At 69.7% G+C, this 22,210-nt stretch carries 24 protein-coding genes; 17 read left to right on the top strand and 7 right to left on the bottom strand.

Annotated elements, in window-relative coordinates; genetic code table 11:
* Nucleotides 1-42: 42 nt before the first annotated feature.
* The 7 genes from lpdA to JOF40_RS17655 all read left to right on the top strand — a co-directional run bounded on the left by lpdA (nt 43) and on the right by JOF40_RS17655 (nt 7,196).
* Entirely contained in the window at nt 43-1,425 is a 1,383-nt protein-coding gene (lpdA, locus tag JOF40_RS17625) for a dihydrolipoyl dehydrogenase (protein WP_209674692.1), read from the top strand.
* A gap of 14 nt (nt 1,426-1,439) precedes the next feature.
* Nucleotides 1,440-3,266 carry a 2-oxoglutarate dehydrogenase, E2 component, dihydrolipoamide succinyltransferase gene (sucB, locus tag JOF40_RS17630; protein WP_129182282.1) on the top strand — a complete coding sequence of 609 codons (1,827 nt, stop codon included), beginning with the start codon at nt 1,440-1,442 and terminating at the stop codon, nt 3,264-3,266.
* A gap of 2 nt (nt 3,267-3,268) precedes the next feature.
* Nucleotides 3,269-4,159: a TIGR01777 family oxidoreductase gene (locus JOF40_RS17635; protein ID WP_129182284.1), complete on the top strand. Its 891-nt coding sequence runs from the start codon at nt 3,269-3,271 to the stop codon at nt 4,157-4,159.
* A gap of 85 nt (nt 4,160-4,244) precedes the next feature.
* Entirely contained in the window at nt 4,245-5,024 is a 780-nt protein-coding gene (locus JOF40_RS17640; protein ID WP_129182286.1) for a prolipoprotein diacylglyceryl transferase, read from the top strand.
* On the top strand, nt 5,021-5,365 hold the full coding sequence (locus JOF40_RS17645) for a hypothetical protein (protein WP_129182288.1): 345 nt from the start codon (nt 5,021-5,023) through the stop codon (nt 5,363-5,365). The genes JOF40_RS17640 and JOF40_RS17645 overlap by 4 nt, the downstream gene beginning before the upstream one ends.
* Nucleotides 5,362-6,939 (top strand): radical SAM protein, encoded by a 1,578-nt coding sequence (locus tag JOF40_RS17650; RefSeq protein WP_209674694.1) that lies wholly within the window; start codon nt 5,362-5,364, stop codon nt 6,937-6,939. The genes JOF40_RS17645 and JOF40_RS17650 overlap by 4 nt, the downstream gene beginning before the upstream one ends.
* Nucleotides 6,936-7,196: a hypothetical protein gene (locus tag JOF40_RS17655; RefSeq protein ID WP_129182291.1), complete on the top strand. Its 261-nt coding sequence runs from the start codon at nt 6,936-6,938 to the stop codon at nt 7,194-7,196. Before JOF40_RS17650 ends, JOF40_RS17655 begins: the two co-directional genes overlap by 4 nt.
* On the opposite strand, the gene JOF40_RS17660 is transcribed toward JOF40_RS17655, so the two are convergent.
* Nucleotides 7,189-7,620 carry a hypothetical protein gene (locus JOF40_RS17660; protein ID WP_129182293.1) on the bottom strand — a complete coding sequence of 144 codons (432 nt, stop codon included), beginning with the start codon at nt 7,618-7,620 and terminating at the stop codon, nt 7,189-7,191. The two genes, JOF40_RS17655 and JOF40_RS17660, sit on opposite strands and share 8 nt — an antisense overlap.
* Nucleotides 7,621-7,702: 82 nt before the next feature.
* Between JOF40_RS17660 and lipB the strand changes: the two genes are divergently transcribed.
* Complete coding sequence (lipB, locus tag JOF40_RS17665) at nt 7,703-8,425, top strand: lipoyl(octanoyl) transferase LipB (RefSeq protein ID WP_246152832.1); 723 nt, start codon at nt 7,703-7,705, stop codon at nt 8,423-8,425.
* Nucleotides 8,426-8,448: 23 nt separating this feature from the next.
* Here the strand turns inward: lipB and JOF40_RS17670 are convergent, their stop codons facing one another.
* From JOF40_RS17670 to JOF40_RS17685, 4 genes are all read right to left on the bottom strand, one after another.
* Nucleotides 8,449-9,669, bottom strand: coding sequence for an ABC transporter permease (locus JOF40_RS17670; protein ID WP_129182298.1), 1,221 nt, complete (start codon nt 9,667-9,669; stop codon nt 8,449-8,451).
* A complete protein-coding gene (locus JOF40_RS17675) occupies nt 9,666-10,544 on the bottom strand; it encodes an ABC transporter ATP-binding protein (protein WP_129182300.1) in 879 nt (292 codons plus the stop codon). Before JOF40_RS17675 ends, JOF40_RS17670 begins: the two co-directional genes overlap by 4 nt.
* A gap of 87 nt (nt 10,545-10,631) precedes the next feature.
* On the bottom strand, nt 10,632-11,294 hold the full coding sequence (locus tag JOF40_RS17680) for a response regulator transcription factor (RefSeq protein WP_129182302.1): 663 nt from the start codon (nt 11,292-11,294) through the stop codon (nt 10,632-10,634).
* A complete protein-coding gene (locus JOF40_RS17685; protein ID WP_129182304.1) occupies nt 11,291-12,553 on the bottom strand; it encodes a sensor histidine kinase in 1,263 nt (420 codons plus the stop codon). The genes JOF40_RS17680 and JOF40_RS17685 overlap by 4 nt, the downstream gene beginning before the upstream one ends.
* Nucleotides 12,554-12,626: 73 nt before the next feature.
* Here JOF40_RS17685 and lipA point away from each other — a divergent pair, with 73 nt between their 5' ends.
* Nucleotides 12,627-13,550, top strand: a complete 924-nt coding sequence (gene lipA / locus JOF40_RS17690; RefSeq protein WP_209674857.1) for a lipoyl synthase — start codon at nt 12,627-12,629, stop codon at nt 13,548-13,550.
* 10 nt (nt 13,551-13,560) lie between these two features.
* Complete coding sequence (locus tag JOF40_RS17695; protein WP_129182308.1) at nt 13,561-14,268, top strand: DUF4191 domain-containing protein; 708 nt, start codon at nt 13,561-13,563, stop codon at nt 14,266-14,268.
* A 99-nt stretch (nt 14,269-14,367) separates the two neighbouring features.
* Here JOF40_RS17695 and JOF40_RS17700 read toward each other — a convergent pair whose 3' ends face one another.
* Nucleotides 14,368-14,739 carry an RDD family protein gene (locus JOF40_RS17700; protein WP_129182310.1) on the bottom strand — a complete coding sequence of 124 codons (372 nt, stop codon included), beginning with the start codon at nt 14,737-14,739 and terminating at the stop codon, nt 14,368-14,370.
* 176 nt (nt 14,740-14,915) lie between these two features.
* On the opposite strand from JOF40_RS17700, the gene glnA reads away from it, so the two are divergent.
* From glnA to JOF40_RS17730, 6 genes are all read left to right on the top strand, one after another.
* Nucleotides 14,916-16,337 carry a type I glutamate--ammonia ligase gene (glnA, locus tag JOF40_RS17705; RefSeq protein ID WP_129182312.1) on the top strand — a complete coding sequence of 474 codons (1,422 nt, stop codon included), beginning with the start codon at nt 14,916-14,918 and terminating at the stop codon, nt 16,335-16,337.
* Nucleotides 16,338-16,598: 261 nt separating this feature from the next.
* Nucleotides 16,599-17,081 carry a DUF2231 domain-containing protein gene (locus JOF40_RS17710; protein ID WP_129182315.1) on the top strand — a complete coding sequence of 161 codons (483 nt, stop codon included), beginning with the start codon at nt 16,599-16,601 and terminating at the stop codon, nt 17,079-17,081.
* A gap of 19 nt (nt 17,082-17,100) precedes the next feature.
* A complete protein-coding gene (locus JOF40_RS17715; protein WP_245343158.1) occupies nt 17,101-17,772 on the top strand; it encodes a response regulator transcription factor in 672 nt (223 codons plus the stop codon).
* A gap of 65 nt (nt 17,773-17,837) precedes the next feature.
* Nucleotides 17,838-19,091: a sensor histidine kinase gene (locus tag JOF40_RS17720; protein ID WP_209674696.1), complete on the top strand. Its 1,254-nt coding sequence runs from the start codon at nt 17,838-17,840 to the stop codon at nt 19,089-19,091.
* A 45-nt stretch (nt 19,092-19,136) separates the two neighbouring features.
* A complete protein-coding gene (locus JOF40_RS17725; protein WP_129182321.1) occupies nt 19,137-19,979 on the top strand; it encodes a COG4705 family protein in 843 nt (280 codons plus the stop codon).
* 20 nt (nt 19,980-19,999) lie between these two features.
* Nucleotides 20,000-20,830 carry a COG4705 family protein gene (locus JOF40_RS17730; RefSeq protein ID WP_188111779.1) on the top strand — a complete coding sequence of 277 codons (831 nt, stop codon included), beginning with the start codon at nt 20,000-20,002 and terminating at the stop codon, nt 20,828-20,830.
* On the opposite strand, the gene JOF40_RS17735 is transcribed toward JOF40_RS17730, so the two are convergent.
* Nucleotides 20,823-21,413, bottom strand: coding sequence for a hypothetical protein (locus JOF40_RS17735; RefSeq protein WP_129182325.1), 591 nt, complete (start codon nt 21,411-21,413; stop codon nt 20,823-20,825). The two genes, JOF40_RS17730 and JOF40_RS17735, sit on opposite strands and share 8 nt — an antisense overlap.
* A gap of 102 nt (nt 21,414-21,515) precedes the next feature.
* On the opposite strand from JOF40_RS17735, the gene JOF40_RS17740 reads away from it, so the two are divergent.
* Nucleotides 21,516-22,160: a TetR/AcrR family transcriptional regulator gene (locus tag JOF40_RS17740; protein ID WP_129182327.1), complete on the top strand. Its 645-nt coding sequence runs from the start codon at nt 21,516-21,518 to the stop codon at nt 22,158-22,160.
* Nucleotides 22,161-22,210: the final 50 nt, after the last annotated feature.

The raw sequence follows: 22,210 nt of genomic DNA on the forward strand, positions 1-22,210 counted from the left end.
AGTGACAAGATGAAGAAGCACACACTTCTCTGGGAGGAAACCGTGGCGGACGGCGCCGGCAACACCTTTGACATCGTGATTCTCGGCGGCGGCAGCGGTGGCTACGCCTGCGCGTTGCGCGCCGTCCAGCTGGGCAAGTCGGTCGCACTGATCGAGAAGTCCAAGCTCGGCGGCACCTGCCTGCACTGGGGCTGCATCCCGACCAAGGCCCTGCTGCACTCCGCGGAGGTCGCCGACCTCGCGCGTGAGGGCGAGGCCTTCGGCATCAAGTCGACCTTCGACGGCATCGACATGGCCCAGGTCAACAAGTACAAGGACGGCGTCATCGACCGCCTGTACAAGGGCCTGCAGGGACTCATCAAGTCCGGCGGCATCACGGTCGTCGAGGGCGAGGGCAAGCTCGTCTCCAAGGACACCGTCGAGGTCAACGGCCAGCGCTACACCGGCACCAACGTCGTGCTGGCCACCGGCTCGGTGTCCCGCACGCTGGGGCTCGAGATCGGCGGACGCGTCATCACGTCCACCGAGGCCCTCACCATGACCGAGGTCCCCGAGAAGGTCGTCATCATCGGCGGCAGCGTCATCGGTGTCGAGTTCGCATCGGTCTGGAAGTCGTTCGGTGCCGACGTCACGATCATCGAGGGCCTGCCCACGCTCGTCCCGCTCGAGGACCCTGCCCTCAGCAAGGGACTCGAGCGCGCCTTCCGCAAGCGCAAGATCAACTTCAAGACCGGCGTCAAGTTCGACTCGGTCAAGCAGACCGACAACGGCGTCACCGTGACCCTCGAGAACGGCGACACGATCGAGACCGACCTGGTGCTCGTGGCCGTCGGTCGCGGACCCAACTCCGCCGGCATGGGCTACGAGGAGGTCGGCGTCACGGTCGACCGTGGCTGGGTGCCGACCAACGAGCGCCTCGCGACCAACGTCGAGGGCGTCTTCGCCGTCGGCGACCTGGTCCCCGGCCTGCAGCTGGCCCACCGCGGCTTCGCGCACGGCATCTTCGTCGCCGAGGAGATCGCGGGTCTCAACCCGCAGGTCGTCGTCGACTCCGGCATCCCCCGCGTGACGTACTGCGAGCCCGAGATCGCCTCGGTCGGCATCACCGAGCCGCAGGCGCGCGAGAAGTACGGCGACGACAACGTCGAGACCGTCGAGTACAACCTCGGCGGCAACGGCAAGAGCCAGATCCTCGGCACCGCCGGCACCGTCAAGCTCGTCCGCGAGAAGGACGGCCCCATCGTGGGCGTCCACATGCTCGGCTCCCGCTTCGGCGAGCAGGTCGGCGAGGCATCGCTGATGGTCAACTGGGAGGCCTACCCCGAGGACGTCGCGCAGTTCATCCACGCGCACCCCACCCAGAACGAAGCACTCGGTGAAGCCGCCCTGGCCCTCGCCGGCAAGCCCCTTCACTCGCACGCCTGACCCGGAGATCACTCATGGCCACTGAAGTCACCCTTCCCGCTCTCGGCGAAAGCGTCACCGAGGGCACCGTCACCCAATGGCTCAAGGCCGTCGGCGACACCGTCGCCGTCGACGAGCCGCTGCTCGAGATCTCGACCGACAAGGTCGACACCGAGATCCCGTCGCCCGTGGCCGGCGTGCTGCTGGAGATCAAGGCCGAGGAGGACGAGACCGTCGAGGTCGGCGCGATCCTGGCCGTGATCGGCGAGGAGGGTGAGACGACCGACGACTCGGCCGCCGCCCCCGTCTCCGACGAGAACCTGGTCGAGGAGAAGCGTCCCGCGTCCGACGAGGCCGCGGCCGCCGAGCCCGAGCCGCAGCAGGTCGCCGAGGAGCGCTCCAACCAGCCCGACGACAGCGCCGAGGAGCAGCACGACGCCGCGGAGACGGCTCCGGCCCCGCAGGCCGAGACGTCCCCCGCCTCCGGTGGCGGTACCGAGGTCACGCTGCCCGCACTGGGCGAGAGCGTCACCGAGGGCACCGTGACCCAGTGGCTCAAGCAGGTCGGCGACGACGTCGCGGTCGACGAGCCGCTGCTCGAGATCTCGACCGACAAGGTCGACACCGAGATCCCGTCGCCCGTCGCGGGCAAGCTGCTCGAGATCCGCGCCGAGGAGGACGAGACCGTCGAGGTCGGTGCCGTGCTCGCCGTGATCGGTGCCGAGGGCGCGGCCCCGGCCGCCGAGAAGGCACCCGAGCCGGAGCCCGAGAAGGCACCCGAGCCCGAGCCGGAGCCCGCCAAGGCCTCTGAGCCCGTGAAGGCACCTGAGCCCGTCCCGGCCCAGCCCGAGACCCAGGCTGCTCCCGCCCCGGCACCCGCGCCGGCGACGCCGTCCGACACCGGCACCGGCACCGGTTCGGGCGACGGAGACACCTACGTGACCCCGATCGTCCGCAAGCTCGCCCGCCAGCACGGCGTCGAGCTGTCCGCTGTCACCGGCACGGGCGTGGGTGGGCGCATCCGCAAGCAGGACGTCCTCGACGCGGCCGCCCAGCAGTCCGCGCCGGAGCCTGAGGCCGCGGCACCCGCTGCTTCAGCCCCGGCAGCGGCGAAGGCCGCAACGCCCGAGCCGTCCGCCCTGCGCGGCAAGACCGAGAAGGTCACCCGCCTGCGCAAGGTCATCGCCTCGCGCATGGTCGAGTCGCTGCAGGTCTCGGCCCAGCTCACGCAGGTGCACGAGGTCGACGTCACGGAGGTCGCACGTCTGCGCGCCCGCCACAAGGACGCCTTCCTCGAGCGCGAGGGCGTCAAGCTGACGTTCCTGCCGTTCTTCGCCAAGGCCGCGATCGAGGCGCTCAAGTCGTACCCGCAGCTCAACTCGGCGCTCGACCTCGAGGCGGGCACGATCACGTACCCGGCCGGCGAGCACCTGGGCATCGCGGTCGACACCGAGCGCGGTCTGCTCGTGCCGACGATCAAGGACGCCGGCGACCTGTCGATCGCGGGCCTGGCCCGCAAGATCGCCGACGCCGCCGAGCGCACCCGCACCAACAAGATCACGCCGGACGAGCTGTCGGGCGCGACCTTCACGATCACCAACCTGGGCAGCAACGGGGCTCTGTTCGACACGCCGATCATCAACCAGCCCCAGGTCGCGATCCTCGGCACGGGTGCGGTCGTCAAGCGTCCGGTCGTCACGACCGACGAGCACGGCAACGACAGCATCTCGGTGCGCAGCATGGTGTACCTCGCGCTGACGTACGACCACCGGATCGTCGACGGTGCCGACGCGGGTCGCTTCCTGACCGCGGTCAAGCAGCGCCTGCAGGCCGGTTCGTTCGAGGCAGAGCTCGGGTCCTGACGATGCACGTCGTGGTGGGAGGGGCCTCCGGCTTCCTCGGAACAGCCCTGACCACCCACCTGCGCGCCCGCGGGCACCAGGTGACCCGGCTCGTCCGTTCGGGCGAGCCGGGCGACGACGCCTCTCTGTGGGACCCGTACGCCGGTGCCGTCGACCACGAGCTCATCGAGCGGGCCGACGCCGTCGTCAACCTGACGGGGTCGCCCATCTCGAAGTGGCCTCGCACGGGCAAGCGCAAGGACGAGATCTTGTCGTCCCGGCTCGCCGCGACCAGCACCCTGGCCCGGGCGGTGGCCGCCTCGTCGACCCCGACGGTGTTCATCTCCGGCTCCGGCATGTCGTGGTACGGCACCGACCGTGGCTCCGAGGAGCTCACGGAGGCCGGCACCCCGGGCTCGGGGTTCCTGGCCGACGTCTCCCAGCAGTGGGAGGCCGCGGCGGCCCCGGCTGTCGACGCCGGCGCGCGCACGTGCTTTGTGCGCACCTCGCTCGTCCTGAGCAAGGACGGTGGCGTTCTGGGGCTCATGCTGCCGGCGTGGAAGCTCGGCGGTGGCGCCCGGCTCGGCTCGGGCCGCCAGCACATGTCGTTGATCTCGCGCCACGACTGGGTGCGCGGCGTCGAGTTCCTCCTCGAGCACGACGACGCGAGCGGGCCGTTCAACTTCGCGATGCCCGATGCCGTGACGAACGCCGAGTTCACCGACGCCCTCGGTGACGCGGTGCACCGGCCGACCTTCCTCGCCGTGCCGGGCTTCGCCGTCAAGGCAGCCCTCGGCGGCATCTCGGACGACCTCCTCGGCTCGCTGCGGGTCTCCCCCGCTGCCCTCACGGCGGCCGGCTTTACCTTCGCCGACCCCGACCTCGAGTCGGCGCTGCGGTCAGCACTGACCTGATCATCGGCGAGCACTGAGGCAACCACCTGGGCGACACAGCCCGATGCCGGGTGCGATCGGCACCTCGCGCTGACATGCTGACTCCGTGCTGCCGACGATCGATCTGGCCGGGCTGGCGATCCCGACCCATGGGCTCTTCGTGGGCCTCGGCGTGCTCGTGGCCAGCCTCGTCTTCGTCGTCGAGGCGCGCCGTCGCGGGCAGACCGACGACCGCATCTGGTACATCGTCCTCGGTGCCCTGGTCGGCGGCGCGATCTTCATGCGGCTCGGACCGTGGTTCCAGCACCTCGACCTGCGCGAGAACGCCTCGCTCCCCGAGCAGTGGCTGTACGGCAACCGCAGCATCCTCGGCGGGCTGTTCGGTGCCTGGATCGGCGTCCACGTGGCCAAGCGCCTCGTGGGCTACACCTCGCGCACCGGCGACCTGTTCGCGCCTGCGGTCGCGCTCGGGATGGCGGTCGGACGGATCGGCTGCTTCCTGACCGAGCTGCCCGGCACGCCGACCGGAACGTCGTTCGGCATCCGGCTGGACGCCGAGGACGCCGCCCGCCTCGGAGCCCCCGCCGGCGTGCCGCTGCATCCCTCGTTCGCCTACGAGATCGCGTTCCAGGCAGCAGCGTTCGCCATCATCTGGTTCTGGCTGCGCCACCGGCTGGCCTCGCCCGGCGAGACGTTGACCTTCTACCTCCTCGGCTACGGAGTGTTCCGCTTCCTGGTCGAGTTCACCCGCGGCAACGAGATCGCCTGGCACGGCCTCACCCGGCCCCAGCTGTTCCTGCTCGCGACCATGCCGCTCGTGCTCGCCCGCATCGCCGTCCAGGCCCGCAAGGGCGTCTACCGACTCGAGCCAGTGGAGGCCCGATGACCATGCCGCCCGGCGGCCCACCGCAGCCGCCTCCCCCGTGGGGCAACTACCCCGCACCTCCCCCGCAGCCACAACCGCCGAACGACGGCTGGAAGATCTTCGCGGGTGCCGTCGTCGGCGTCTTCGCGACGATCGCGGTGCCGTTCCTCGCGCTGGGCGTGGCTCAGTCGGTCGGCTTCAGCGCCTTCCTGCTCTCGTTCATCGTCGTGCCCACGACGAGCATCGGCCTGATCATCGCGCCGGTCACCCGCAAGTGGGGCATCGGACTGCTGATCGGCTGGACGCTCTCGCTGATCATCGGCGCCGGCGCCTGCGTCGCACTCTTCGCCGGTATGGCATGAGCACCGGGATGCCGTTGCGCGACTACCGCGTGCACCGCTACGTCAACGCCTTCTGCCCGCTGTGCCACGACGAACGGCCCGACCGTCCGCTCGAGGAGGTGCGTCGCCTCTCGGGTTGGCTCGCCGTGAGGGACAACCGGGTGTGGCTCGAGCGGGGCTGCCCCGACCACGGCCTGGTCACGACGCTGTACGACGAGTCTCCGGAGATCCTGTCGTACCTCGAGGAGTGGACGGCGCCGACCAAGGTGCACCAGCCCGACGTCGCCGGCAACTTCAAGCCCGTCCCGTCCGCGTACGCAGACGGGCTACCGGAGATGCAGACGCAGCACACGTGCATCCTGCTCGCCGACATCACCGACCACTGCAACCTGCGCTGCCCGACGTGCTTCGCCGAGTCGGCACCGGCGATGTCGTCGGTCGCGCCGCTCGAGCAGGTGCTGGCCTCGATCGACACGCGGCTGTCGCGCGAGAACGGACGCATCGACGTCCTGATGCTGTCGGGCGGCGAGCCGACCCTGTACCCCCAGCTCGCCGAGCTGCTGGACGCCGTGGCGGCGCGTCCGATCGTCCGGGTGCTCGTCAACACCAACGGCCTGCGCATCGCCCAGGACGACGAGCTGCTCGCCCTGCTGACGCGTCACCGCGAGCGCGTCGAGATCTACCTGCAGTTCGACGGGGAGTCGGCCGAGGCGTCGACGCACCACCGCGGGGCGGACATCCGGCGGTTCAAGGACCGTGCCCTCGACCGGCTGTCGGCGGCCGGCATCTTCACGACGCTCACGATGACGGCGGCCCTCGGCGTCAATGACGACGAGATCGGCTACGTCGTCAAGCGCGGCCTCGACACGCCCTACGTCGGCGGCGTCACGATCCAGCCGGTGTTCGGCTCTGGGCGGTCCGCCGGGATCGACCGCATGAACCGGTTGACCCACACGGGCGTGCTCGCCCGCCTCGACGAGCAGACCGGCGGGCAGGTCACGTGGCGCGATCTCACCGCGCTCCCCTGCTCGCACCCGCACTGCTGCTCGGTGGGCTACCTGCTGCGGGACGACTCGGGGTCGTGGAAGTCGCTGACGTCGCTGATCGGCCACGACAAGCTCAAGCAGTGGCTCGACCTCGATCCCGACATGCTCGCCAACCGCATCGCCGACGACTCGATCCCGGCGACCATGAAGCGCGTCGTCAAGGACTCCCTGCTCGACCTGCTGAGCGAGCAGTCGTCGCTGTCGCACCCCAACATCGGCACCATCTGGAAGGACATCTGCGAGAACTGCGACCTCGGCATCGGCACCCTCACGACGCTCGCGTCGTCCGCCCTGCCGGGCCAGAAGAAGCGCCTGCGCAAGATGCTCGGCGAGCGGGTCGTGCGCATCACGGTCAAGCCCTTCATGGACATGTCGACCATGATCGAGGAGCGCCTGACACAGTGCTGCGTGCACGTCGCGACCGTGAACGACGAGACATCCGCCCACCAGTGCGCCCCGTTCTGCGCCGTGCAGGCCTGGGCACCCCTGGCACGCACCCGCCTGTCGACCGCCACCGGCCGGCCCAACCTCCTGGAGACGCTGCCATGAGCCAGACGACCGAGACAGAGACGACGTACGACCCCCTGCGTCTGTGCGTCTTCGCGACCATCGCCGCCTTGGGCTGGCTGCTCGGACCTGTCGCGCTGCTGGGCTTCGCTGCCCTCGGCTTCGCGGGGTACTGGAAGGCGTGGCGCGGCGGCCTCGCACGCTCTCGGTGCGTGCTGCGCGACACCCGACTGGTGCTGACCTACCTGGCAGCCCTAGCCGTGGCCGGTGCGGTCGGTACGTGGTTCTGGCTCACCTGAGCCGGGTCTCGGCGATGCGCCAGCCGTGCTCCGTGCGCACCAGGGCGACCTCGCGGCGCGACGGCAGGTCGCGCGGCAGCGGGGTCGCCGTGCCGTCGTCCCACTCGACCCGGGCAGCGTCCAGCTGGTCGACGACCTCGAGCCGCACGCGGGCGGGCGACGAGCTGACGACCCGGCACCGCAGGGTCATGAGCTCCGCCCCTACGACCCGGCCTCCTCGCGCCGCGTAGGCATCGATCGTCGCGGCGTCGGCACGGCGGGCCGGGCTGCCGGGTGCGTACACCTCACGGAGCAGCGTCGGATCGGCGGACGAGAAGGCCCGTCCGCGGGCGTGGTCCAGCTCGGCGAGACGCGTGGCCCACTGGTCGTCCGGAGCCGGGGACACGGCCCGGACCGCGACCATCAGCACCCACAACCAGTCCATGACCCCACTGTGGTGCGGCCGGCCGGGTCGCGCCTCGCGCCGTCCACAGGCCGGCTCCCGCGGCGGGGATACGCTGGGAGACGTGACGCTTGAGATCATCGACGACTGGTACGGCTCCTCCGCGATCGAATTCACCACCGCGTGGGACCTGCAGCGCGACTACCACGCACGGCGCGTCGCCGACCAGATCGGCGACACCGCCCTGTTCCTCGAGCACCCGCCCGTCTACACCGCGGGGCGTCGCACCGAGCCCCACGAGCGTCCGTTCGACGGCACCCCCGTGGTCGACGTCGACCGCGGCGGCAAGATCACGTTCCACGGCCCCGGTCAGCTCGTCGGCTACCCCATCACCAAGCTGCCGTCGCACGTGCTGGTCGTCGACTTCGTGCGACGCGTCGAGGAGGCGATGATCCGGGCGGCCACCGACCTCGGTGTCGCCACCGGCCGCGTGCCCGGACGCTCGGGAGTCTGGCTCGCCGCCACGGCAGGCCGGGCCGAGCGCAAGGTCGGGGCGATCGGCATCCGCGTGGCCCGCGGCGTCACGATGCACGGCTTCTCGCTCAACGCCGACGTCGACCTGTCGTCCTACGAGCGCTTCGTGCCTTGCGGCATCGCCGACGCCGGCGTGACCTCGCTGTCGGCAGAGCTGGGGCGCGACGTCACGGTGCGCGAGACCGCCGCCGCGATCGCGCCGCACCTGCGCGAGCTGCTGGAGTGGCACCCGTACGTGCCGGGGCCCGACCTCGTCGAGCGGGACGAGATCGGGCCCGGGCCGACCGTGCCGGTGCTCGGCCTCAGCCGCTGAGCCGGCTCACTCGCTGAGCCGCATCATTCACTCAGCCGCAGCGCCTCGCCGAAGCCGATCTTGCGCTCGGTGCGCATCAGCGTCCTCTCGTAGAGCCGAGCCGCGAGCCGGACGATGAGGATCGCGCCGACGATGTTGACCACGACGGCCACCGCGATCTGCCACACCGGCACGCCGCCCTCGGCCATCCGCGACGGCATCAGCATCGCCGACATGATCGGCAGCATCGAGACGACGGTCTTGACGCCGGCCCCCGCTGAGAAGGCGATGATGTACGGCGCGAACAGCAGCACCTGACCGGGCATCGTCGTCGACTGCAGGTCCTCCTGGCGCGATGCGAGCGAGCCGGCGACGGCCCACAGACCGGCGAGTGCCACGAATCCCAGGACGAAGAACACGACGTACATGCCGACGGCCGGTCCGAGCGCCGACAGCAGATCGGTCTGCCCGACCGCGGCCAGCGAGGCGATGCCGGCCACCGCCAGGAGCAGGATCTGGGCGAAGGCGAGCAGCGTGTTGCCCGCGATCTTGCCCCACAGCATCGCCCGGATCGGGACGGCGGCGGCCAGGATCTCGACGACCCGGCTCTCCTTCTCCTGGACGACGCTCTGGGCGATCGACATGCCGAAGGTGATGGCCGTGATGTAGAAGAGGATCAGGAAGACGTAGGCGGCCAGCTGGCGTCCGCCGTCGTCACTGGCCTTCGGGTCGAGCAGTCGCTCCGAGACCGTCGTCCCGCTCTGCAGCTGCTGCAGGTCGACGCCCTGCTCCTGTGCGTTCGACTGCAGAGCCTGCGTCGTCGCGACCGAGCTCAGTGCCGCCGACAGGGTCGAGTCGACCTCGTCGTCACCCACGACCTCGTAGCCCTTGTCGGTCGCGATGAGAGCCGCGTCGACGTCTCCGTCCTTGACCGCCTTCTCGGCCGCCGCGGTCGAGGCGAGCTCCTTGGCCCTGGCGGTGGAGCCGTCGTCGGAGCGGTCGACCACCGCGGAGGCCTGCGACACGATCCCCGCGGACGTCTGGTCGGTCACGCCGACCGTGTAGTCGGTGGGCCGGCCACCCAGGATCGACGTGAGCACGACGATCGCGATGACGCCGACGACCATGAACAGCGCGCTGTAGAGATAGGTCTTCTCGCGGACGCGCGTCGTGATCTCGCGCTCGGCGACGACGCGCCAGGCCCCGCGCACCTCGTCGTCGGTCGATGCCGGGGTGGGCGTGGTGGTGCTGGTGACCGTGCTCATCGGTTGACCTCCCGGAAGATGGCGGACAGGGGTTGGCGGACGCGGCTGAACTCGACGACGGGCTCACGGGCGACGACCTGCGAGAGCAGGTCGGACGGCGTCGTGCCGTCGAGGTCGACCAGCGCCGTGCTGCCGTCGACGTCCCGCACCTCGATGCCCCGCAAGCCGCGGACCCAGGCGGCGTCCGTGCCGTCGAGGACGATGCGATAGCGCTCCGGACCGGTACCGCGCAGCTCGTCGACCGAGCCGTGTGCGACCACCTTGCCGTGCGACAGCACGACGAGGTCGTCGCACAGCCGCTCGACGAGGTCGAGCTGGTGGCTCGAGAACAGCAGCGGCTTGTCGCCGGCCTCCTTGGCCAGCAGCGACGCCATGGCGTCGACCGCGACGGGGTCGAGGCCGCTGAACGGCTCGTCGAGCACGAGGGCGTCGGGGCGGTGGATCAGCGACGCCGCGATCTGGACGCGCTGCTGGTTGCCGAGCGAGAGCGTGTCGAGCACGTCGTCGGCGCGGTCGCCGAGATCGAAGTGGTCGAGCAGCTCACCGGCGCGTCGAGCGGCATCGGCACGGTCGATGCCGTGCAGCCGGGCCAGGAAGACCAGCTGCTCCCTGACCCGCATGCGGGGGTACAGGCCGCGTTCCTCCGGCATGTAGCCGATGCGGCGGCGCTGACCCGTCGTGATGGGGCTGCCGTTCCAGAGCACCTCCCCCGCGGTGGGTGCCAGGACGCCGAGGATCATCCGCATCGTGGTGGTCTTGCCGGCACCGTTGGCACCGACGAAGCCCGTCATGCGGCCCGGACGCACCCGGAAGGTGACGTCGTCGACGACGAGCGTGTCGCCGTACGACCTGCTGAGTGAGGAGATGTCCAACATGTCTCCACGCTATGAGCCCCGCGCCCCCGGCACATCGGCCACGAGGATGAACATGGCCTCATCCCTTGGGCGGACGGCCGACGTCGGTCAGTCGGACTGGCGGCCGTCCATGAGGCCCGACTCGTGCGCCGCGATGACGGCCTGCACCCGATCGCGGACGCCCAGCTTGGTGAGCACCTTCGAGACGTGCGACTTGACCGTCGCCTCGCTGACGAACAGCTCGCGGGAGATCTCGCCGTTGCTGAGTCCGCGGCCCATCGCCACCAGGACGTCGTGCTCGCGCTCGGTGAGCTCGTCGAGGCCCGGTGCACGCTCGCCCCGCGGACGCCCCGTGGAGCGGGCGATGACCCGCTGGGTGACCTCGGGTGCGAGCAGCGAGTGCCCTTGGGCGACGACCCGGATCGCCGCGACGAGATCGGCCGGCGGGCAGTTCTTGAGCATGAACCCGCTGGCCCCGGCCTGCAGGGCGGCGAACAGGTAGTCGTCATCGTCGAACGTCGTCAGGATCAGCACCGTGCAGCCCGGCACCGCCGCGATGGCCTGGCGGGTCGCCTCGATGCCGTCCATGCGGGGCATCTGCACGTCCATCAGCACGACGTCGGGGCGCAGCTCGATGACGCGGCGCACCGCGACGTCACCGTCGTCGGCCTCGCCCACGACCTCGATGTCGTCCTCGGCGCTCAGGATCATGCCGAAGCCCGTGCGGACCAGCGCCTGGTCATCGGCCACGAGCACCCTGATCGTCGTCATGTCGCCACCGGGATGCGGACCCGCACCCTGAACCCGCCGTCGGGCCGGGAGCCGATCTCGGCCTCACCGCCGTGCATCGCCGCCCGCTCGCGGATGCCCGTGAGACCGAAGCCCCCGGACGACGACGTCGGTGCGGGGCCTGACACGGGAGCCGAGCCGTCGTCGATGACCTCGACCTCGACGGTCGCCGGCTCCGACTCCCCCGCCTCGACGAAGCGCAGGACGATCTCGCCAGAACACGCACCCGCGTGACGACGCAGGTTGGCGACTGCCTCCTGCGCGATGCGGAACATCGACAGGGCCACGGTGGGTGCCACGTCGAACGGCTCGCCGACCTGACGGAATGCCACGGACGGCCGGTCGTCCGGCGACGCGAGCGTCGCGATCTCGGGCAGGCCCGGCTGCGGCACGCGGTCACCGCGCTCGTCGTCGGCCCGCAGGAGCCCGACCAGCTGGTGCATCTGCTGCACCGCCTGCCGCGACGACGTCTCGATGACCGACAGCGCCTCACGGGCGACCTCGGGCCGGGCGTCGAGCACCCGTCCGGCACCGGCGGCCTGCACGCCGATGCCGCTGACGTGGTGGGCGACGACGTCGTGCAGGTCGCGGGCGATGCGCACCCGCTCGGCCTGCACCGCGCTCTCACGGTCGCGGTCCTGGGCGTGGCGCTCGGCGACGACGCGCTCGGCGATCTCGGCCCGCTGTCGCGCGCTGCGCCACGCACCGTGCCCCCAGGCCATCGCGCCGAAGAAGTAGATGACGTTGATCGCGAGCGAGTAGGCGATCATGGCGCCGTACGGCGGCAGCAGCCCGACACTCGGGGTCGTGGGCGGGTCTTCACGGACGAACTGCCAGACGAGCCAGCCGAACATCGCGACGACCACGACAGCACTGGTCACCAACAAGGCGCGCGGACGCCGCGACCACGCCCACGCGGAGTAGAGCGCGACGAACAGGACGATCTGGAGCGTGAAGACGACACCCAGCTGGGCCTGGTGCTCGCCGATGACGATGAAGACGATCGACTCCAGCAGCAGGGTCGTGAGTGGGAAGCGCCGACGTCCGGCGAACAGCAGGCCCGCCACCGCGAACAGGGCATAGACCAGGACGGGATCGCTGATCGTGATGCCTGCCCCGCTGCGCCACACCTCGACCGAGACCACTGAGGCGATCGCGGCGACGACGCCACCGATGACGTCAGCCCGCACCTGTCCCGCGTCGGGAGCGGGGCGAGCCCACGGACGGTCCAGATCCAGCACGCGACCGAGCCTAGGTCACCTTTCGGACAGGCGTACCCTTGAGGGCGTGACCATCGCACCTGAGGGACGCAAGATGCTTCGGCTCGAAGTCCGCAACGCCGAGACTCCCATCGAGAAGAAGCCCGCCTGGATCAAGACCCGCGCGAAGATGGGTCCTGAGTACAACGAGCTCATGAAGCTCGTGAAGGGCGAGGGCCTGCACACGGTCTGCCAGGAGGCCGGCTGCCCCAACATCTTCGAGTGCTGGGAAGACCGCGAGGCCACGTTCCTCATCGGCGGCGAGCAATGCACGCGCCGGTGCGACTTCTGCCAGATCGACACCGGCAAGCCCGACCCGATCGACCGCGACGAGCCCCGCCGCGTCGCCGAGTCCGTCCAGAAGATGGAGCTGCGCTACGCGACCATCACGGGCGTCGCTCGCGACGACGTGCCCGACGGCGGCGCGTGGCTCTATGCCGAGACCGTCCGCAAGATCCACGAGCTCAACCCCGGCACGGGCGTCGAGAACCTGATCCCCGACTTCAACGGCATCCCCGAGCTGCTGACGCAGGTCTTCGAGTCGCGTCCCGAGGTGCTGGCGCACAACGTCGAGACCGTGCCGCGCATCTTCAAGCGCATTCGTCCGGCGTTCCGCTACGAGCGCTCGCTCGACGTCATCACGCAGGCCCGCGACTTCGGCCTGGTCACCAAGTCGAACCTGATCCTCGGCATGGGCGAGACGCGCGAGGAGGTCTCGCAGGCGCTGAACGACCTGCACGAGGCCGGCTGCGACCTCATCACGATCACGCAGTACCTGCGTCCGTCGGTGCGTCACCACCCCGTCGAGCGCTGGGTCAAGCCCGAGGAGTTCGTCGAGCTCAAGACCGAGGCCGACGAGATCGGCTTCGCCGGCGTCATGTCAGGTCCCCTCGTCCGCTCGTCGTACCGCGCCGGATCGCTGTACCAGCAGGCCCGGGAGTCCGGACGCGGCATGGGCGCGGCACCCACCGCGCCGTAGACTGCACCGCATGTCCAACTCCGTCCCCACCCCGGCCACGGGCCGCCTCGGCCAGATGCGCCAGGCGTACCAGATCACCAAGCGCAGCGACCGCAACATCGGGCTCATCCTGCTGCTGACGTTCCTCGTGGTCGGCGGGGCCTTCGCTGCACTCGGCTACTTCCTGTTCGGCACCGGCTGGATCGGCCTGACGGTCACGATCGTCTTCGGCCTGCTGACCGGCCTGCTCGGCATGCTGATCGTGTTCGGCCGCCGCGCCGAGAAGGCCGCCTACGCCCAGGTCGAGGGCCAGCGCGGCGCCGCCGCGGGTGCGCTGCAGATGCTGCGCCGTGGCTGGGAGGTCAAGCCGGCCGTTGCGTTCAACAAGAACCAGGACGTCATCCACCGGGTCGTCGGTCGTCCCGGCATCATCCTGGTCGGCGAGGGCAGTCCCAACGCCGTCCGCGGCCTGCTGGCCACGGAGGTCAAGAAGCACGTGCGTGTCGGCGGCGAGTCGGTGCCGGTCACCGGCATCATCGTCGGCAAGGACGAGGGCCAGGTCCCGCTGACCAAGCTCGTCAAGCACGTCAACAAGCTGCCGAAGAAGATCAAGCCGGCCCAGATGGCCGATCTGGTCTACAAGCTCAAGGCCCTCGACGCGATGCGTCCGGCCGCCCCCATGCCCCGCGGCCCCGTGCCGACCAGCATGAAGGGCAACCGCAAGGCGATGCGCGGCTAGGGAGCCCGTCGAGCTGGTCGAAACGCCCCGCCCGTTGAGCTTGTCGAAACACCCTTTCGACGAGCTCAACGGGCGGTGTGGCTCAAGGGGCGGTGTGGCTCAGGCGCGGACGACGCGGGATCCGGCGGCGAGGTCGTGGATGCCGCGCTTGTCGTCGGTCATGACGATCGCCGGCAGGACCAAGGTCAGCAGCAGCGTCCGCAGCAATGCGCGCGGGACGCCGATGGGGCGTCCGTCGGGGTTTTCGATGCGCATGCCCAGCACCCGCTTGCCGATCGAGCGTCCGACGAGCCCCGTCAGGATGCCGACCTCGGCGACGAAGAAGCCGATGATGATGAACGTCTGGCTGGGGTCCTCGTCGAGCGGTGCCGGCGGGTAGCTGACCCCGGCGAGCGTCACGGCGCTGAGCGCCGCCACGATCCAGTCGATCAGCAGGGCACCGAGACGCCGGACGAGCGAGGGGATCTCCACGCCGCGAGCCTATCGACCGGCGGCACAGTCGGCCCGAAGGGGCACACGTAACACGTCTGAAACAATTCCGACTCCACCGGGTAACTGCATCCTCCTAGCCTCAGGGATACGGTGCAGTGACGCACTTCCCTGCCGGTTCGACAATGAAGGCCGCCCTCAGCGGTCTAGGAGGCCACATGTTCGGCAATGCCGACGAGCTGTTCAAGTTCATCAAGGACGAGGGTGTCGAGTACCTCGACGTCCGCTTCACCGATCTCCCGGGCATCCAGCAGCAGGTCACGCTGCCCGCCTCGACGTTCGACGCCGACATGGTCGAGAGCGGCGTGGCCTTCGACGGTTCGTCGATCCGCGGCTTCCAGACCATCGACCAGTCCGACATGGTGCTGTTCCCCGACATCAAGACCGCCTACGTCGACCCGTTCAAGGCGCGCAAGACCATCGCGATGGACTTCTTCGTCCACGACCCGATCACGGGTGAGGCGTACTCGCGCGACCCGCGCAACATCGCCCGCAAGGCCGAGGCGTACCTCGCGACCACCGGCATCGGCGACACCGCGTTCTTCGCGCCCGAAGCCGAGTTCTACATCTTCGACCGGGTCAACTACGGCACGGCCGCCAACAAGTCGTTCTACGAGATCCAGTCGTCCGAGGCCGCCTGGTCGACCGGCGACAGCATCGACGACAACCGCGGCTACCAGGTGCGTTACAAGGGCGGCTACTTCCCCGTCGCGCCGACCGACAAGACCGCCGACCTGCGCAACGACATGATGACGAACCTGACCAACGCCGGGCTCACGCTCGAGCGTGGTCACCACGAGGTCGGCACGTCGGGCCAGGCCGAGATCAACTACAAGTTCGACACGCTGCTCAAGGCTGCCGACGACGTCATGAAGTTCAAGTACATCGTCCGCAACACGGCGTGGGCCAACGACAAGACCGTGACGTTCATGCCGAAGCCGATCTTCGGCGACAACGGCTCGGGCATGCACGTGCACCAGTCGATCTGGAACGACGGCAAGCCGCTGTTCTACGACGAGTCGGGCTACGGCGGACTCTCGGACCTCGCGCGTCACTACATCGGCGGCATCCTGAAGCACGCGCCGTCGCTGCTGGCCTTCACCAACCCGTCGGTCAACTCGTACCGTCGTCTGGTGCCGGGCTTCGAGGCCCCCATCGCGCTGGTCTACTCGGCGCGCAACCGCTCGGCATGCGTCCGTATCCCGATCACGGGCTCGAACCCCAAGGCCAAGCGCATCGAGTTCCGCTGCCCCGACCCGTCGGCCAACCCGTACCTCGCCTTCTCGGCGCTGCTCATGGCCGGCCTCGACGGCATCAAGAACAAGATCGAGCCGGCTGCTCCGATCGACAAGAACATCTACGAGCTGCCGCCGGAGGAGTACGACGCCATCGACATGGTGCCGACCTCGCTCAACGCCGTCCTCGACTCCCTCGAGGCCGACCACGAGTTCCTCACCGCTGGTGACGTGTTCACGCCCGACCTGATCGAGACGTGGATCGACTACAAGCGCACCGAGGAGATCCTGCCCGTGCAGCTGCGGCCGCACCCGCACGAGTTCGAGCTGTACTACGACATCTGACCGGACCCAGCGACGTGGTCGGCTCACGACGAGGCGCAAGCCCACCGTCCCCTGAGCCGCCCACCCGCTGACGTACCGGGCACGACGCCGTTGCCAGGACGCCCCCGATCGACCGATCGGGGGCGTTCTGCGTGTGCGTCGGGTGGCCGATGCGCGGTGGCGCAGTCAGGTTCTGGTCAGGTTCCGTGCACGAGGCTTCTGGAAGATGCCGGAGTCGACTCGCCCGGCACACCTCGACCACCACCTAGCGGAAGGCATCCGATGCCGAACGACTTCTACGGCCTCCCGCTCCATCCGCTGATCGTCCACGCCACCGTGGTGATGATCCCGCTGGCCGCCCTCACGGTGCTGCTGTCCGCCCTGTGGCCCCGGTTCCGCGCCTGGGCCGGTCCCCTGCCGGCCGGCATCAGCCTCATCGGCCTGGTCCTGGTCCCCCTGTCGACATCGACCGGTGAGACGCTCGAGAAGCACGTGGCCCGCTCGGCGCTGCTCGAGGAGCACACGAGACTCGCCGACGGCCTGCTGCCGTGGATGATCGGCCTGTTCGCGGTGTCCGTCATCGGATACGCGATCCACTGGCGCTCGACACACGGCCACTCGATGCACAGGGCCATCGCGGTCGTCGTGGCGGTGCTGGCGGTCGTGGCGGTGGTCGGGACGACCGTGCAGGTCGCTCGCATCGGACACAGCGGCGCGAAGGCAGCGTGGGCCGACACCGACATGAGCTCGACCAGCCGGCCATGAGGTCTTGCCAGGGTGCACGATGGGGTCCGTGACCCGCGTCGGCATCTGTGAGGACGACCCCGCCGTCCGACGCGTGCTCACCGAAGCCCTCAAGCTCCACGGCCACGACGTGGTCATCGCCCGCAACGGACGCGAGGCGATGGCCAACCTCGCAGCGTCCTCCGGCGTGGCGGTGCTGATCATCGACATCGGGCTGCCCGACGCCGACGGCCGCGACGTCTGCCAGGCGCTCCGCGCCGATGGGCAGCAGGCACCCGTGCTGTTCCTCACCGCCCTCGACGCCGTCCACGATCGAGTTGCCGGCTTCAACGCCGGCGGGGACGACTACGTGGCCAAGCCCTTCGCGATCGCGGAGGTGCTGGTCCGCATCGATGCCCTCACCCGTCGCCGCAGGCCCCTTCCCCAGACGGGCAACGGCCTCGAGCTGGACCCGTCCCGTCATGCGGTGCGACACGGCGACCTCGAGGAACGCCTCACGCCGACCGAGTTCCGGTTCCTTGCGACGCTGGCCGCGGAGCCGGGGGTGGTCGTCCGACGGCGAGCAGCGGTCGCCGCAGCCTGGCCCGACGGCGCGATGGTCAGCGAGAACACGATCGACTCCTACGTCCGGCGCCTGCGGGTCAAGCTCGCCGCGATCGACTCCCCTCGTGCGCTGGAGACGGTCCGCGGCGTCGGGTTCGTCCTGCGATGAGGCCGCGCAACCCGAGCTTGAGACGCCGGATCGTGTGGTCCACCGCGATCGTGACTGCCGTAGCGATGGCAGCCGTCACGGGCACGGTCGTCCTGATCCTCGCGGCGCTGACCCGCAACAGCGTCGACTCGGCGCTGGCCGACCGCCTGACCCTCGTCGCCTCGGCGGTCGAGAGTGGTCCGGACGGCTCGATCCGCACGCTCCGGGTGCCCGACGACTCCGTCGACGGCTCCACGTGGATCTTCGACATCGACGGCAAGCAGCTCCAGGGCCCGGACGCCGGACGTCGGGTGCAGGCCGTGGCCGAGTCGCTCTCACGCGTCACCGAGAGGACCGACATCGAGCGCCGCGAACGCGTCTATCTCGCCGAGCCGGTCAGTGCGAGCGGAGCCCGGGCACCCAACGCCGTCGTCGTGGTCAGTGAGTCGCTGGAACCCTACGAGACCACCCGCACGCAGGTCATCGCGGTTCTCGGCGTGCTCGGCCTGGTCGTCACCGCCGGCTCGACCGCCATCGCCGCGTGGACGGTCCGTCGCGCTCTCGCCCCCGTCGAGTCGATGGCCGCGCGTGCCGAGGAGTGGAGCGAGCACGACCTGGAGTCACGTTTCGCCGCAGGCCCACCGGGCACCGACGAGATCGGCACCCTCGGTCACACCCTCAACCACCTGCTCGATCGCGTCGCAGGAGCGCTGCGCAACGAACAGCGTCTGACGGCCGAGCTGGCCCACGAGCTGCGGACACCGCTGACCGCCATCCGGGGCGAGGCGGAGCTCGGCCTGATGACGACGTCCGACGAGGCGGTGAAGGGACGTCTGACCGAGGTCGTGGAGCTGGTGGAGCGGATGAACGCGACCATCACGACGCTGCTGGCCGTGGCGCGCGGCGATGCCGAGCGCGGCTCCTCCAGCAGGCCGGAGGCCATCATCGCGGCCGTGCTGGCCGACCACGCTGTCGACGAAACGGCCAGCTGCGCGGTCAGGGTCGTCGACGATCCCGACGTCGGGGCCCCCTTGTCCCTCGGTGCACGCGCACTCGCGCCCTTGGTCGACAACGCGTTCGCCCACGCTCGATCCGCCGTCACGATCACCGCGACAGCGCACGCCCGGACCGTCGAGATCGCTGTCTCCGACGACGGCCCGGGACTGCGGGGTGCCGATGCCGATGCCATCTTCGCCGCGGGTCGACGCAGCGACTCGAGCACCGGTGCCGGTCTCGGGCTGTCACTGTCGCGCCGGGTGGCGAGGAGCCTGGGCGGCGACGTGGCCGTCACATCAGATCAATCGCCCACGACCTTCACCCTGACGCTGCCACGTCTCTGACCACGATCAGGTGGTGTGCAGGTGGCCGGCATCACAGTTGTCCGCATGACCCCACCGACACCGCAGCACCAGATCGGGAACGCTTCGACGCAAGCGGCCCATCGGGTCCAGGACAGCGCCTGGACGAAGACCCTGCTCACCAAGGTCCCCGAGATCACGATCCTGTTCTGGATCATCAAGATCATGTCGACCACGGTCGGCGAGACCGCCGCAGACTTCCTCTCCGAGAACCTCGGGCTCGGACTGCCGGCGACGACGGCGATCATGAGCGTCCTGCTCGCTGCGGTACTGATCGCGCAGTTCTCCGTGCGCCGCTACATCCCGTCGGTCTACTGGCTCGCAGTCGTGCTCATCAGCGTCGTCGGCACCCTGTTCTCCGACAACCTGGTCGACAACCTGGGAGTGAGTCTCTGGACCACCACCGCGATCTTCGGCGCGGGCCTCGTGGTGTCGTTCCTCGCCTGGTACCGCAGCGAACGGACTCTCTCGATCCACTCGATCGTCACCCGCCGACGCGAGGCGTTCTACTGGCTCGCCATCCTCTTCACGTTCGCTCTCGGCACATCGGCCGGCGACCTCATCGCCGAGACGCTCGCCTTCGGCTACGTCCCGTCCGCCCTCATGTTCGGCGGCATCATCGCGCTGATCTTCGCCGCCCACACGAAGCTCGGGCTCAACGCGGTCGTCGCCTTCTGGGCGGCGTACATCCTGACCCGGCCGTTCGGTGCCTCGATGGGCGACTTCCTCACCGCGACGCCCAAGGACGGCGGGCTCGGCCTCGGGACCAACGGCACCAGCGCGATCTTCCTGGCCGTCATCGTCGGTGTCGTCGGCTGGTTCACCGTCCAGGGCCGCAGGGCCGAAGCCAGTCAGGTTCCGGTCAGATGATCGTTCGTAGCGTCCCTGCCATGCCCACGCGAACCTTCCGCGTGTCCAAGGTCCCCGAGGTCTTCGTCCTGTTCTGGATTATCAAGCTGCTCACGACGGGCGAGGGTGAGGCCGGGGCCGACTTCCTCGGCACCGTCAGCATCCCGCTGGCAGCAGCGATCGGCATCGGCGGATTCTTGGTCGTCCTGTGGCTGCAGCTGCGAGCCGATAGCTACCACCCGGTCCGCTACTGGCTCACCGTCCTGAGCGTGGCGCTGTTCGGCACGATGATCGCCGACGGACCGCACGTCGTCCTCGGCACGCCGTACGCCGTCGACTCGGGCATCTACCTGCTCCTGCTGTGCGGGCTGCTCGCCTGGTGGCGACGCAGCGAGGGAACCCTGTCGGTGCACTCGATCACGACCGCACGCCGCGAGCGCTTCTACTGGGGCACCGTGCTGCTGACGTTCGGACTCGGCACGGCGGTCGGCGATGCCACCGCGATCGAGATGGGCCTCGGCTTCGCCTGGTCGATCGTGCTGTTCGGCGTCCTCATCCTCGTGCCTCTCGGGTTGTGGCGCGCGGGCGTCGACGCGACCCTCACGTTCTGGGCCGCATACGTCCTGACCCGACCGCTGGGTGCATCAGTCGCCGACTGGCTCGGTGCCTCGCACCGCGCAGGCGGACTGGGCTGGGGTAGCGGGGTCGTCACCGGTCTCGGCCTCGTCCTCTTCGCCGCGGCAGTCACCTACCTCGCGCGGACCCACCGCGACGTCCACACGTCCGCGTCGACCACCAGCGTTCGCTCCGGGCCCGCCACGGGATCGTCTGCGACGGACTCCGCGAACGCGCGGGGTCGAGCCGTCAGGTGAAGGCGACGGCGAACAGGGCCGCAGAGCCGAAGAAGGCAACAGCGACCACGACGATCCGTGTCGCGCGACGGCTCGACGTGGACGCGCCGAGGGTCACGAAGGCTGTCACGATCATGGTCCACGTGGCAGCCATCACCAGGTCGGACGCCTCGTAGGAGAACTCCTCGTAGCGCTCGACGAGCGGCGTGTGGCCGCCGGAGCGCGATGGGTCGAACGCGAACGACATGACGCCGATCGTGTAGAGGACGGCGAACCCGACGAGGGCGTAGTTGGCTCCCCGTGCGATGACGCCCTTCGGCACGTCCCAGAACGGTGAGAAGCAGGCGACGACAAGAGCGGGCAGGGCGTACACGAGGGCCAGGATCCAGTACGCGCCGATTCCGATCAGATGGTCCCGCGTGCGGCCGGAGTAGTACGCGTCGACGTCGAGTCGCCCAGCCGCTCCGAGGAGCGCGGAGGTGCACTCACCCGCGGCCCACCGGACGGCGAACACGCCACCGAACAGGCCGACGATCGCGAGCAGGGCACCGATGCCGCCGAGCACGCTGGGCCTGGTGCGCTCGGTCTTCTCACCACGACTCATGCGACCCCCTGGACGTCTGCGGCTCCCGGACCCTACCGGCCATCGACCTGCGCCAGCACTCTAGGCGCTCTCCGCGGATCCGACGACTCGTAGGCTGAGCCCATGACGAGCGATCCGGCCCAGGCCAACAGGTTCGACCGGCGACGCGCGAAGACCCGGGCAGCCCTCGTGGAGGCGGCGCAGGCCTTCCTGGCCGAGGGCCAGACGGGCGTACCGATCCAGAAGGTCACCGAGCGCGCGGACGTCGGCATCGGCACGTTCTACAACCACTTCGCATCGAAGGAGGAGCTGTTCGAGGTCGCCGTGCGCGAGGCCGTGGAGACGTACGCCGTGGTCCTCGACTCGCTCGCAGACGACACCTCCGACGCTGCCGCCAACTTCGCTCGCAGCTTCCGGCTGACCGGACGCCTCCAGCGCGTGCACCCGCAGACCAGCCGGGTGCTGCTGGCCCATGCGGACGAGATCTCACACTCGTCGTCGGGCATCGCCGCCCGTGCACGCCGAGACATCGCTGCGGCTCACGACGCCGGACAGTTCACGGCCGCCGACGTCGACCTCGCGATGGTCGTCGTGACCGGCGCGATGATCGAGCTCGGCCGCCTGCTGCTCGACGAACCCGACCGAGACGCCGAGGCCACGACCGACGGCGTGACGAGACACGTGCTGCGGTCTCTCGGGATGACGCACGACGAGGCCTCGACCCTGTGCGAGCAACCCCTTCCGGACGTGCCCTCTCTGCCCATCTGACGCTCGTGCATCGCTGCCCTTGACAGCGCCCTCCTGGTAACTGAAGATAT

Origin of the sequence: Aeromicrobium fastidiosum (assembly GCF_017876595.1) — a bacterium.
GTDB lineage: Bacteria > Actinomycetota > Actinomycetes > Propionibacteriales > Nocardioidaceae > Aeromicrobium > Aeromicrobium fastidiosum.